We start from the raw sequence: 12,239 nt of genomic DNA, 5'->3' as shown, positions 1-12,239 counted from the left end.
GCCGCATATGCGCCCTGCCGCGCAAAAGGCTAAATTCAGCCAAATCGATTCGTTTGGTCTCATCACGCATCTCGCTTTGTCTTGCCCATCTCCAGGAGTTTTCCGCACATGAAGATTGCATCCTTCCTTCGCGCCGCGCTGGTGGCTCTCACCGCGCTGGCAGGCAGCCTGCTGCCGGGCGCGGCCTTCGCCGATGGCGGCACCATCACGCTGACCATCTACAAGGCGGGCTGGATCATCGGCGGCTCCGGCGGCTCGGGCGTGCTGTATTTCCGCGGCCGGCCTTATGCGCTGTCGACCGGCGGCCTCGACTGGGGCCTCGTGTTCGGCGGCTCGCGCACGGTGCTGCATGGCCGCGTCAGCAACATCTGGCGTCCCTCCGACGTCGCGGGCGTCTATGGCGCCGCCGGCGCCGGGCTCGCGGTCGGCCGCGGCGTGCGCGGCATCGTGCTGACCAACCAGAAGGGCGCCGTGCTGGAGCTTGCAGGCGAGCAAATCGGGCTGCTCGCCAATGTCGATCTCTCGGGCCTGGCGATTTCGCTGCGCTAGCTTGTGCCCACACGGCCGTCTTTGCGAGGCGCGTCAGCGCCGAGGCAATCCAGATTTACTTCTCGTTGCTGGATTGCTTCGTTTCTCTCCCAATGACGGACTTCGCGATATCTGTTCAAGCTTCAAGTAGCCCGACACGGCTTTACGAACGAGCTATGTTCCCGCGACATGCGCCGCCAGCTCCAGCCATGGCGCGAGCGTCCACGCCCCTGACGCCGCGCCCGAGGGCGAGGCGAGCACGAAGATCTCCGGAAAGTCTTCGTGCGGCGGCTGCCTGCCGAGCGCGATTGCCGATGTCGGCCGACCATAGAACAGGCTTGCCGCCTTCTTGCTGGTGAAGGCGATCGTGCGGGGCTGATAGTGCCGGATCTTCGCGGTGAAGCCGTCGACATCGATGCCGGCTTTCAGCGCGACATGATCCATGCCGGCGCCCTGCTTGCAGAGATCGGTGAAGCCGATGCCAAGCGCAAGCAGCGCGGGAAATTCGTGGGGCTGAAAGAGCCGCGGCGTCAGCCCGATGGCGTGCAGCGTGCGCCAGAAGCGATTGCCGGGATGCGCATAGTAATGACCCGTCGCAGCCGAGCGCGCGCTGGCCGCGGTGCCGACGAAGACCAGGCGCAAGTCCGGCTGAAGCTGATCGGGCAGGCGATCGTGCCGGCCGGTGACGCCGGTCATCCCCGCTGCATCATTTCTTGCCGAAGCTGATGACCTCGCCGGTCCGGGGATTGATGCCGATCCGCGGCCCATCGATCTCATCCTCATCCGCTTGCGGGTATTGCTCCGGCGCCTTGCCCTTGGCCGCGACCACGCGCGGATAGCGCGCCTTCGGCTGCTTAATGCCGGTGGCCTTCAGCGTGATGCGGAACAGCCAGTCGTCGCCATAGTCGAACAGAAACAGCAGCGTATGGCCGGCCTGCGGAAAAGCGTGGAAGATCCGGGTCTTCTCGACCCCGAGCACGCCGGGATCGGCCTGACCCATGTCGGCAAACAGCTCGTATTGCGGATGGACGACCTTGATCTTCGACAGGGTCAGGCCGGTATAGAAGCCGAACGCGTGGTCGAAGTCGAAGCCGAACGCCTGCACGATGGCTTCGGCCAGTTTATAGAGCGATTTCGCCGGATCGATCTCGATGTCGCGATACACCGAGCGTCGGCCATCGAGCGCCGCGTGCAGGATGAAGGTCTCGTTCTGAGCCATTCCGGTCTCCACGGAGCGCGCGTGACGCCCTGGGCGGAGACTACACGGGATGGATGGCCGGAGCGAGAGCGGCGCGCGCCCAGCAGACCAGTTGTCCCGTCCCATCCACATGATCTGGTGTGGGCGGGCGGCGCCCGCTCGCTGCACAGGTTGTGGACGGATGGAACCGGCGTCCGCCGGTGCGGCGGTCGCCGGGCATGTCCTGTCGTCAGAGCGGCCTCTGACGTCAGAGCGTGCAGCGGCGCTCGTCGCGCATCTTGAGCTGGATGTTCATCGCATCGTTGAAGGTCGATACCGGCTTGCTGACGACCTTGTAGGTCGAGGGCCATTCGGTCGGCTTGGACGTGAGCTGCTCGTTCCAGATCTGGCAGATGCCGGTGTTGTCCCAGCGGATCACGTAATAGCCGGGCTGGGCGGCCCCGACCTGCGGCTGCGGATCGGCAGCATGCCGACGGGCCGCGAAGGCGGGCGCAACAGATGCGGCCGCCAGACCGGCGACGACCGCGAGAGTGACGAAGCGACGCATGAGAAATCTCCCCGTAACAGACTAACCCCAGCCGCCGCGGCTCGACGCTGGCCGGCGGCGGTGCCCATCCGGAGCGGCGGGCAAGCGGGCCAGTGCTGCGGCAAAAGCACGCGCCTTGCAAGCGCGCGACATGGCCGTTCACATCGATGTTAGTGCGCGCTGTGAACTCAGGTCGCGAGCGTGTCTTTGCGGTGACTCCCGGCTTCGCCGTGCAAAGCGGCCGACGAACGGATCTGAGCGTCTCACTTCGCGAGCGACGCCACGCCCTCGATCTCGATCAGCATCTTCGGATCGGGCAGCGCGGCGACGACGCAGGTGGTGCGGGCCGGGTAGGGCGCCGGGCCGAACGCCTGGGCATAAAGCTTGTTCATGGTCGCGACGTCTTCGGCGCGCGTCAGCAGCACATTGACCTTGACCAGGTTGCGCATCGTCGCTCCGGCCTCCGTCAGCACGCGCGTGAAGTTGGTTACGACATTGGCGAACTGCGCCTCGAACCCGTCGGGCAGCGCCCCCTGCGCGTCGAAGCCGGGAATGCCGGAGATGAAGACGAGATCGCCGACACGCGTGCCAAACGACAGCGGCGGCGCCTTGATGTGTGAGGGAGCGGGGATGTGGTGGATGGGCATGAGGGACCTCTGACCGTTTGGGGGTAGGTCGAAGATAGCGCCAGTCTCATAGGATGGGCAAAAGCGCGTTCGCGACGGTGTCCCTGTCCTGGCCACTGTAGACGCGCCGTGCCCACCATTGTCGGTTTCGCTATGAAGGGTAGGCACGCTTCGCTTTGCTACCCTACGGCTCCTGATGACTGTCGTCATTGCGAGGCGCGCATGCGCCGAAGCAATCCAGACTTCCTTCTTGGCTCTGGATTGCTTCGCTTCGCTCGCAATGACGAGATCATGCGCTATTCGCTGCGAGGTCTCTCACCCACTCACTGCCGAATGAATTGCCTCGCAATGGCGCACCAGGTTCGGATGCGCCGAGACGAACGCCTTCAGAGGCGTTTGGATCGGATAGAAATGGATGTTGGCGATGAAGCCGTAGAGGCCGGCATCGATGCTGGTTGGTGCTGGACCGTGCACATAGCCTTCGGTCGGAACGAGTTCAGCGAGCACCTCGAGGTCGGCCAGTCCGCGCGCGTAGGCCTGGTCCGGCGTGTAGCGGCCGATGCCTTGATAATAGTAACGCTGCGCGTTGTAATCCCTGGCCTTGTCGAGGCCGGCGGCGTCGAGCTGCGGATGCTGTGCCATGAAGGCGTCGCGGAACTGCGGATAGAAGCGATCGTCCTTCCAGCGGGAGTAGGACATCACCCAATAGAGATCGTCGAGCATGCGCGTGACCAGAAGATTGGTCCGGCGCTGTTCAGACCATAGCGCGGCATCGATGGTCACGCCGTGCTTTCGCGTGAGGTGCGCGATGATGGTGTCGGAGTCGCCGATGGTCTCGCCGTCCTCGGTGACATAGGGCAGCTGCCCGCGCGGCGCGGCCGAGGCATCGAACAGGTGCTCGTGAACAAACGGGACGCCTGCGAGCTTGAGGAATGCAAAGACCTTCAGCCCGTATCCGTTATTGTCGGCGACCCCGAACAGCGGGGGATAGGAATAGAGCGTGAGCATGGGGGGACTCACAGCAGAGCGCAACGTGCTTGAACGGCAATTGTCCTGCAGCAATCGCCGCAGCGTGATGGTATTTCAGCGAGCCAAAAAAGTGAAGCCGCGAAATCCCGCGCTAAGAGTTTGTTGGACGAATCAATTGTGACGCCTGTCGCAAGCAAAAAAGCTGGGCTTTCGCCCGGCTTCGTGGATGGCCGGGACGAGCCCGGCCATGAGAGCGGAGAGCGAACTCACAACGCCTTGTTGCTTTCCTTCACCTTGTCGGCGTCGAGATAGACATTGCTGCCCATCTCCTTGAACTTGGCGCTCATCTGCGCCATGCCGTCTTCGATCTGGCCGCTCATCGACATGCCGACACCAGCCGGATCGTTCAACGTTGCCGCGTAGTCGCGGACGTCCTGGGTGATCTTCATCGAGCAGAATTTCGGGCCGCACATCGAGCAGAAATGCGCGACCTTGTGGGCTTCTTTGGGCAGGGTCTCGTCGTGGAATTTGCACGCGGTGTCCGGGTCGAGGCCGAGGTTGAACTGGTCGGTCCAGCGGAATTCGAAGCGCGCGCGGGACAGCGCGTCGTCGCGGAGCTGCGCCGCCGGATGGCCCTTGGCGAGATCGGCGGCGTGCGCCGCGATCTTGTAGGTGATGACGCCGGTCTTGACGTCGTTGCGGTCGGGCAGGCCGAGATGCTCCTTCGGCGTGACGTAGCAGAGCATGGCGCAGCCGAACCAGCCGATCATCGCAGCACCGATGCCCGAGGTGATGTGGTCATAGCCCGGTGCGATGTCTGTGGTCAGTGGCCCCAGCGTATAGAACGGGGCCTCGCCGCATTCCTTGAGCTGCTTGTCCATGTTGATCTTGATCTTGTGCATCGGCACGTGGCCAGGGCCCTCGATCATGACTTGGCAGCCCTTGTCCCAGGCGATCTTGGTGAGCTCGCCCAGCGTCTCCAGCTCGGCGAACTGCGCGCGGTCGTTGGCATCGGCAATCGAGCCCGGACGCAGGCCGTCGCCGAGCGAGAACGAGACGTCATACTTGCGCATGAGGTCGCAGATCTCGTCGAAATGCGTATAGAGGAAGCTCTCCTTGTGGTGCGCCAGGCACCACTTCGCCATGATCGAGCCACCGCGGCTGACGATGCCGGTGACGCGGTTCGCGGTGAGGTGGATGTATTGCAGCCGCACGCCGGCATGGATGGTGAAGTAGTCGACGCCCTGCTCGCACTGCTCGATTAGGGTATCCTTGTAGAGCTCCCAGGTCAGCTTGACCGGATCGCCGTTGCACTTCTCCAGCGCCTGGTAGATCGGCACGGTGCCGATCGGGATCGGCGCGTTGCGCAAAATCCATTCGCGGGTGGTGTGGATGTTGCGGCCCGTGGAAAGGTCCATCACGGTGTCGGCGCCCCAGCGGATCGCCCACACCATCTTGTCGACTTCCTCCTCGACCGATGAGGTCACCGCCGAGTTGCCGATATTGGCGTTGATCTTGGTGAGGAAGTTGCGGCCGATGATCATCGGCTCGAGCTCGGCGTGGTTGATGTTGCAGGGGATGATGGCGCGGCCGCGCGCGATCTCAGAGCGTACGAACTCCGGCGTGATGAAGGCCGGCACCGCAGCGCCGAAGCTTTCGCCGTCGGCCAGCGCGGCCTCGGCGCGCTCCAATTGCTGCTTGCGGCCGAGATTCTCGCGCTCGGCCACAAAGATCATCTCCTTGGTGATGATGCCGGCGCGGGCGAATTCGAGCTGCGTCACCTTGTGGCCGTCGAGCCCACGCAGCGGCTTGTGATAGGCCGAGAAGGCGCGCGCCGCATGCGCGGCGCCGACATTGCCGTTGTCTTCCGGCTTGATGACGCGGCCCTCGTACTCTTCGACGCCGCCGCGCTCCAGCACCCATGCCGTGCGGCTCCGCGCAAGACCCGCATTGACGTCGATGGTGACGGCCGGATCGGTGTAGGGACCGGAGGTGTCGTAGACCGGCAGGTTCGGCTCGCCTGCGCCTTCCGAGAGGATGATCTCGCGCAGCGGCACGCGCAGGTCGGGCGCGGCGGCGGGCGTCGCATAGATCTTGCGCGAGGAGGGCAGCGGGCCGGTGGTGACGGCGGGTATGGTGGTGTCAGGATTGGAGCGGATGTTCATGGGATCCTCCTTCTCTCAATTGTTGTTGACGGAGTGAATGGGTGGCGTCATTGCGAGGAGCGTTAGCGACGAAGCAATCCAGAGCTTCATGCGTGGCTCTGGATTGCTTCGCTTCGCTCGCAATGACGGAGGAGAGAGTTGGCGCATCACGCCATCTCCTTCGTTGCATCGAGCCAGGTGCGGACGCGGGCGTCGGGATCGGGGTTCTGGGTGACATCACTGACGACAGCGATCGAGTCGGCGCCGGCGGCGAAGATCTCCGCAGCCTGCTCCAGCTTGATGCCGCCGATCGCAACCAGCGGAATGTCACCGATACGCTTCTTCCATTCGGTGATCTTCGGAATGCCCTGGGGCGCGAAGCGCATCGCTTTCAAGGTGGTCGGGAAGATCGGGCCCAGCGCGATGTAGTCGGGCCTCGCCGCCAGCGCAGCCTCGAGCTCGGCATCGTCATGGGTGGAAATGCCGAGCGTCAGCTTGGCCTCGCGGATCGCGGCGAGGTCGGCCTCGGCCAGGTCCTCCTGGCCGAGATGCAGATGTCTTGCGCCGGCGACGATTGCCGCGCGCCAGTAGTCGTTGACGATCAGCTTCGTCGCAGTGCCCTGGGTGATAGCGAGCGCGTCGGTGACGATCTTCAGCGCCTCGCCGTCATTGAGGTTTTTCGCGCGCAACTGCACGGTGCCGACGCCGAGCTTTGTCAGGCGCTCGAGCCAGGCCAGCGAGTCGATGACCGGGTAGAAGCGATCAGGATACGGCATGCCAGAACGGGGTCCCAACGACAGGGGTGGAGGGCGAGGCGAAATCGCGGGCGTCCATCAGCCCGGCCTCGTAGGCGGTGCGGCCGGCATCGACGCCGAGCCTGAAGGCGCGCGCCATCGCCACCGGGTCGGCGGCCTTGGCAACGGCCGTGTTGAGCAGCACCGCGTCATAGCCGAGCTCGAGCGCTTCGGCCGCATGGCTCGGCGCGCCGAGGCCGGCGTCGACCACGAGCGTGATGTCGGGCAGGCGGTCGCGCAGCAGCTTGAGCGCGTCGCGATTGATGATGCCCTTCGCGCTGCCGATCGGCGCCGCCCAGGGCATCACGACCTTGCAGCCGGCATCGACCAGCCGCGTCGCCACCGAGAGATCCTCGGTGCAATAGGGGAACACGTCGAAGCCGTCCTTGATCAGGATGGCGGCGGCCTCGACCAGCCCGACCACATCGGGCTGCAGCGTGTCATTGTCGGCGATCACCTCGAGCTTGATCCAGCTTGTGCCGAACAATTCGCGCGCGAGCTTCGCCGTGGTGACGGCCTCGCGCACGCTGCGGCAGCCGGCGGTGTTCGGCAGCACGGTGACGTCGAGCTCGCGGATCAGCTTCCAGAACGCATCGCCGGTCTTGCCGCCGGCGGCCTCGCGGCGCAGCGACACCGTGACGATCTCAGATCCCGCGGCGCGGATCGCGTCCTGCATGATCGCGGGCGAGGGATAGAGCGCCGTGCCGATCAGGAGGCGCGAGGTGAAGGTCTTTCCGTAGAAGGTCAGCATGGGTGGCTAGTCCTATCCTCGTCGTCCCGGCGAACGCCGGGACCCATACCGCGTGATTTTTCAATGAGGCACAACGGCCGATATCCGAGCTCACTACGTCCGCCGGTGGCTATGGGTCCCCGCTTTCGCGGGGACGACAGCGAAGTGTGTGGCGGGCAGTTCGGGGACGACGGCGGAGTGTGGCGCGAAAATCTCATCTTCACCCTCCCTGCCGCGGGGTGATGATCTCGATCTCGTCGCCGGCCTTGAGTTGCGTTTCAGCCCAGCGGCTCCTGGGAACCACGTCGTAGTTGAGCGCGATGGCGAAATGCGTGCCTTCGTAGTCGAGCTCCGACAGCAGCGCTGCAACGGAGGTCGACGCGATGTCGCGGGTCTCGCCATTGACAGTCACGCGCATCGCATCACCTCATTGTCGATCGCACCTTGCGTGATGTAGTTCAGCGTCGCCTGCGCCAGTGCAGGCGCAATCAGGAAGCCGTGGCGATAGAGTCCGTTGACGCGGATCTCGTTGTCGCCCTTGACCGTGATGCGCGGCAGATTGTCGGGGTAGGCCGGGCGCAGGCCCGAGCCGAACTCCAGGATGCGCGCCTCGCCGAACGCCGGATGCACCGAATAAGCCGCGCCCAACAGCTCCAGCGCCGAACGCAGGCTGACGCCGGTGTCCTCGGCCTCGAGCGAGGTCGCGCCCAGCATGAACAAATTGTTCTCGCGCGGGATCACGTAGAGCGGCCAGCGCGGATGCATCAGTCGCACCGGGCGCGCGAGGCTCACCTCATCGGTCTCGATCAGGATCATCTCGCCCTTGACGCCGCGCAACTCGGGCTCAACGTCGCGTGCCTCCAGGCCGCGGCAATCGATCACGAGACCGTCGAGGTCGTCGCGGGAAACGTCGCTGTCGAACTGGATGGTGCCGCCGGCCGCGATGATGCGCTGGTGCAGCTTCGGCAGCACGCGGCGCGGCTCGACATGGCCTTCGGTCGGATAGAACAGGCCCTCGCGGAAGTGCCCCTCCAGCGACGGCTCGAGCTCGGCCAGCTGTGCTGCGTCGAGCCGCTGATGGCCGCTCGTGCGGCGGGCGAAGCGTTCGTAGTCGGCGCGGTCGCGCGCATGCGCCACTACCAGCGAGCCGTTGAATGGTGTCTCCGGCAGCTCGCGGCGCCACAGTTCGAGCGAGGCGAGCCCCAGCCGGCTGATCACCGGCTCGGACACTTCACTTTCACAGTACGGCGCCAGCATGCCGCCGGCCCAATGGCTGGTGGAGCGCATCATCTCGGCGCTGCTGCGCTCGTGCAGGGTCACGGCGTGACCGGCTTGCGCGAACAACAAAGCGTGCCACGCACCGGCAATGCCTGCACCGATGATGGAAACGGGGGACTCCCCGCGGATAGATTTGGTCTGCTGCATCCCTGTCCCTTCGCCGGCATGACCCGGATCAGGTTCAAAGGGTCACCGCACCCGTGCGGTATCTCAGCTCCCCCTCGGAGCTCCCCTCGGAACGGCGCTAATGTAGACTGATGCGCTCGCGTGTCAACGGATTGTCACGCCGCGCCAATGCGCAAAATTTTAGGAACCATGCTGCGGGAGGGCGAAGCGATCAGCGGCTTGCGGTGGCCTGCTTGTCGAGCGGCGCGCGGCTCGCATTCTTTGCGGTGTGGATCGCAGCGGGCGGCTTTGGTGTGATGTCGAGCGGGGCGTGCACGCGCGCGAGCTTGCCGAACGGCTGCGCGTCAGCGAGGCGCTGGCGCTTGGCGGCCTCGTAATAGCCCTTGGCGAAGTAGTGGACCGCACGATCATGGTCGCCATTGGCGGCGCGATAGGCGCCGGCCAGGTATTTCACGCCGTAGGTGAGATTGGTGTTGGCATCGTGCAGGCCCTTGGCATCCCCGGTGTAGCCGAGCCCGCGCGCGGTTGCGAGCTTGATCTGCATCAGCCCGATGCAGCCGCAGCTGCCGACCAGGTCCTTCTGGTATTTGCTCTCACGTACGATGACGCGATGAACCAGCGCCTCCGGCACGTTGTTGGCACGCGCATGGGTCGCGACCAGCGCATCGATCTCGGGATGGCCTGTCCGCATGTAGCTCGGTTTCGCCTCGGTCGCCTTTGCGGTGGCTGGCTCCGGCGCAGCATCGGCGGCAGGCGGCTCGGCGGCCTGGGTGTCGGCCGGCGTCGCGTCGGCCTGAACCTCGGTCTGGGCCGCGCCCTCGGCGGCGGCATCGCCGTCGGTTGCCTCGGCCTCGGCGGGCTTCGGGGTAGGCAGGGGAATCTTGCCTTTGACGGGCTTGCCGGCCTTGGCCGACGCGGTCTTGATCGTTGCCGGCTTGCTGGCTGACTTGGGAAAAATCGGAAAGATCGGTTTGTCGGTCGCCGCCGTCGTGCCGGTCGCGGTTGCTGCGCCTGCGTTCTGGGCCATGGCGCTCGTGGTCGCGCCAGAGATCGCAAGGCCTGCGAGGCAGGCCGAAACCAGCAGACGTTTCATCAATGAAATTCCCCCGGGAACCCAGCACGTGCCCGCGCCCCGCGCGCGAAGCAGCACCCCCAGCCAGTTCATGCTTTACGCACCCTAATTGTTGCGACCGGGGGGCCATAATGTGGCGGCAATGTGACAGTATATTGCGTTGCGGTAAGGCGCTGCTGGACCAACGAGTTTACCAGGAATTATGCGCCGCTGTGATTGGCTGGGCTCCCAAAGCTGGTTCCCAACTCCCTGGGTCATAGGACCTGCCATGACGCTTTCCGTCACCCATTCCGATGCGACAACGCAGCCCGCCCGCAACCTGCTGCCGCTCTGGGTCGGCGCCGGCGTCTACGTGCTCTTGTTGATCTCGGGCAACCGGCTGCTGGCCGATACCGATACGCTGTGGCAGATCACGGTCGGGCAATGGATCCTCGACCACCACGCCGTGCCTGAGACCGACGTCTATTCCTTCACGATGCGCGGCCAGCCCTGGATCTCGACGCAATGGCTGGCGCAGGTCCTCTACGCCAAGGCCTACGCGCTCGCGGGCTGGCGCGGGCCGGTGGTGCTCGCGGCCTCCGCGATTGCGCTGACCTTCGCGCTGTTTGTGCACGCGCTTGGCAAGCACCTGCGCGAGAGTACCACGCTTCTGTTCGCCACCGCCGCGCTGCTGCTGACCCTGCCGCATCTCTTGGCCCGGCCGCATGTGCTGGCGTTTCCCGTGCTGGTGACGTGGATCGGCGGCCTGATCGACGCTGCCGACCGGAAAGACGCGCCGCCGCTGGCGCTGACGCTCTTGATCGCGCTCTGGGCCAATCTGCACGGCGGCTTCGTCTTCGGCCTGTTCTTCATCGCGCCGGCCGCGCTCGATGCGCTGGTGAACGCAGAAGCAGCCGCGCGCCGCGCGCTGGCGCTGCGCTGGATCGTGTTCGCACTTGTCGCGCTCGCCGCGAGCTGCTTGACGCCCTATGGCTGGAACGCGCTGCTCGCTTCGCAAAAGATCCTTTCGCTCGGTGCGGCGCTGCCGCTAATCATCGAATGGACTCCGGCCAATTTCGGCAGCCTCGGCCCATTCGAGGTCTGCCTGCTGCTGGCGATCGGCTTCGCGCTGTTGAACGGGATCAAGCTGCCGCCGATGCGCATCCTGATGCTGCTCGGCCTCTTGCACATGGCGCTAGCGCAGGGCCGTGCCGTCGAGATCCTGGCACTGGTCGGACCGCTGGTGCTGGCGGCACCGCTCGCGCGGCAGATGGACGGCGCGCTCGCGGCCGATCCGCAGGGCTCGCATGCGATATCCTGGCGCGCCGCCGCGGCCGTGGTGCTGGTGCTGGCGATCGGCACCGTTGCCTCGGCCACGACGCTGCAATTTGCGCCACGCATGCGCGGCATGCCGGTGGCTGCCGTCACCGAGCTGAAGAAGCTCAATTTGGCACGTGTGCTCAACGATTATGATTTCGGCGGCTATCTGATCGCCTCCGGTGTCGCGCCATTCATCGATGGCCGCACCGAGCTCTACGGCGAGAAATTCTTCGTCGACCATAACGCGGCGTCCGGTCTGATGGAGCCGGACAATTTGTTCCGCCTGCTCGACGAATATCAGATCGAGGCGACCTTCCTGCGCACGCAGAGCGCGGCGACGAAGCTGCTCGATCACATGGATGGTTGGGAGAAGGTCTACTCGGACGACATCGCCACCATCCATTTGCGAAAAGCGAACGCCCGGCACAGTCGCGAGCCGGTCATCGATCCCGTCGCAAAATAGCTGATGCGGCGCATCAACGTTTGGCGCCGCACTGACCTCCGACTGTCGTGCAATTGACGCAATTGCGGCGCTAGCATTCGTGTTGCTCGGGTCGGACGGCGGGGCTCACTCGACAGAGGAATGCACGCATACGTCTCGAACCGATTCCGATCCGTTCATGCCATTCTCATTCAACCGCCTTGCGGAGAGGGCAGTTTGTTATGGCCATGTTCAAGACCCGTCACCAGTCCGTCGATGACCTCCAAACTCTGCCGCGGAATAATCCCTGCGCCCAATGCGGTACGCCGATCCCTCTTCCCGAATGGATCGAGCAGGGAGAGGGGCGCGCCGCTTATCTCTGGCATTGCTACGCCTGCGACTACCAGTTCGAGGCGGTCGCCTATTTCCGCGATGGCGATGATGGGGGCCATGCGCTCGCCGCCTGATCTGCGGGCCATGATGGCTCGCCTTGCGGCGCACACGTGAAATCCATGGTTCCAACGGGAA

Annotated in this window: 14 protein-coding genes and 1 riboswitch; of the genes, 3 read left to right on the top strand and 11 right to left on the bottom strand. The window is 64.8% G+C overall.

The window, feature by feature from the left end; translation table 11 throughout:
- The first annotated feature begins 108 nt into the window (after positions 1-108).
- On the top strand, positions 109-549 hold the full coding sequence (locus P6U24_RS29845; protein WP_407156008.1) for a hypothetical protein: 441 nt from the start codon (positions 109-111) through the stop codon (positions 547-549).
- A gap of 153 nt (positions 550-702) precedes the next feature.
- Here P6U24_RS29845 and P6U24_RS29840 read toward each other — a convergent pair whose 3' ends face one another.
- From P6U24_RS29840 to P6U24_RS29790, 11 genes are all read right to left on the bottom strand, one after another.
- The gene (locus tag P6U24_RS29840; protein ID WP_407156007.1) at positions 703-1,224 is read right to left on the bottom strand and encodes a mismatch-specific DNA-glycosylase; all 522 of its coding nucleotides are present in this window, start codon (positions 1,222-1,224) and stop codon (positions 703-705) included.
- A 10-nt stretch (positions 1,225-1,234) separates the two neighbouring features.
- Positions 1,235-1,747, bottom strand: a complete 513-nt coding sequence (locus P6U24_RS29835) for an IS1096 element passenger TnpR family protein (protein WP_407156006.1) — start codon at positions 1,745-1,747, stop codon at positions 1,235-1,237.
- 226 nt (positions 1,748-1,973) lie between these two features.
- Positions 1,974-2,273, bottom strand: coding sequence for a hypothetical protein (locus P6U24_RS29830; RefSeq protein ID WP_407156005.1), 300 nt, complete (start codon positions 2,271-2,273; stop codon positions 1,974-1,976).
- A 242-nt stretch (positions 2,274-2,515) separates the two neighbouring features.
- Positions 2,516-2,899 (bottom strand): RidA family protein, encoded by a 384-nt coding sequence (locus tag P6U24_RS29825; protein ID WP_407156004.1) that lies wholly within the window; start codon positions 2,897-2,899, stop codon positions 2,516-2,518.
- A 294-nt stretch (positions 2,900-3,193) separates the two neighbouring features.
- On the bottom strand, positions 3,194-3,886 hold the full coding sequence (locus P6U24_RS29820) for a glutathione S-transferase family protein (protein WP_407156003.1): 693 nt from the start codon (positions 3,884-3,886) through the stop codon (positions 3,194-3,196).
- A 227-nt stretch (positions 3,887-4,113) separates the two neighbouring features.
- A complete protein-coding gene (thiC, locus tag P6U24_RS29815) occupies positions 4,114-6,012 on the bottom strand; it encodes a phosphomethylpyrimidine synthase ThiC (protein ID WP_407156002.1) in 1,899 nt (632 codons plus the stop codon).
- Between the two features lie 146 nt (positions 6,013-6,158).
- Positions 6,159-6,767 (bottom strand): thiamine phosphate synthase, encoded by a 609-nt coding sequence (locus P6U24_RS29810; RefSeq protein WP_407156001.1) that lies wholly within the window; start codon positions 6,765-6,767, stop codon positions 6,159-6,161.
- Positions 6,754-7,536, bottom strand: coding sequence for a thiazole synthase (locus P6U24_RS29805; protein ID WP_407156000.1), 783 nt, complete (start codon positions 7,534-7,536; stop codon positions 6,754-6,756). The genes P6U24_RS29810 and P6U24_RS29805 overlap by 14 nt, the downstream gene beginning before the upstream one ends.
- A 199-nt stretch (positions 7,537-7,735) precedes the next feature.
- On the bottom strand, positions 7,736-7,933 hold the full coding sequence (gene thiS, locus P6U24_RS29800) for a sulfur carrier protein ThiS (protein ID WP_407155999.1): 198 nt from the start codon (positions 7,931-7,933) through the stop codon (positions 7,736-7,738).
- Complete coding sequence (locus P6U24_RS29795; protein ID WP_407155998.1) at positions 7,924-8,940, bottom strand: FAD-dependent oxidoreductase; 1,017 nt, start codon at positions 8,938-8,940, stop codon at positions 7,924-7,926. The genes thiS and P6U24_RS29795 overlap by 10 nt, the downstream gene beginning before the upstream one ends.
- Positions 8,928-9,037: riboswitch (TPP riboswitch) on the bottom strand. (Overlaps the previous gene by 13 nt.)
- A 93-nt stretch (positions 9,038-9,130) precedes the next feature.
- Complete coding sequence (locus P6U24_RS29790) at positions 9,131-10,012, bottom strand: transglycosylase SLT domain-containing protein (RefSeq protein ID WP_407155997.1); 882 nt, start codon at positions 10,010-10,012, stop codon at positions 9,131-9,133.
- Between the two features lie 247 nt (positions 10,013-10,259).
- Here P6U24_RS29790 and P6U24_RS29785 point away from each other — a divergent pair, with 247 nt between their 5' ends.
- Positions 10,260-11,753: a hypothetical protein gene (locus P6U24_RS29785; protein WP_407155996.1), complete on the top strand. Its 1,494-nt coding sequence runs from the start codon at positions 10,260-10,262 to the stop codon at positions 11,751-11,753.
- Between the two features lie 200 nt (positions 11,754-11,953).
- Complete coding sequence (locus P6U24_RS29780; RefSeq protein ID WP_407155995.1) at positions 11,954-12,178, top strand: hypothetical protein; 225 nt, start codon at positions 11,954-11,956, stop codon at positions 12,176-12,178.
- Positions 12,179-12,239: the final 61 nt, after the last annotated feature.

This window comes from Bradyrhizobium sp. STM 3557, assembly GCF_045571465.1.
In the GTDB taxonomy this organism is placed as follows: Bacteria; Pseudomonadota; Alphaproteobacteria; order Rhizobiales; family Xanthobacteraceae; genus Bradyrhizobium.
Note: the sequence above shows the minus strand (reverse complement) of the source record. Positions and strands in the feature narration are given on the sequence as shown.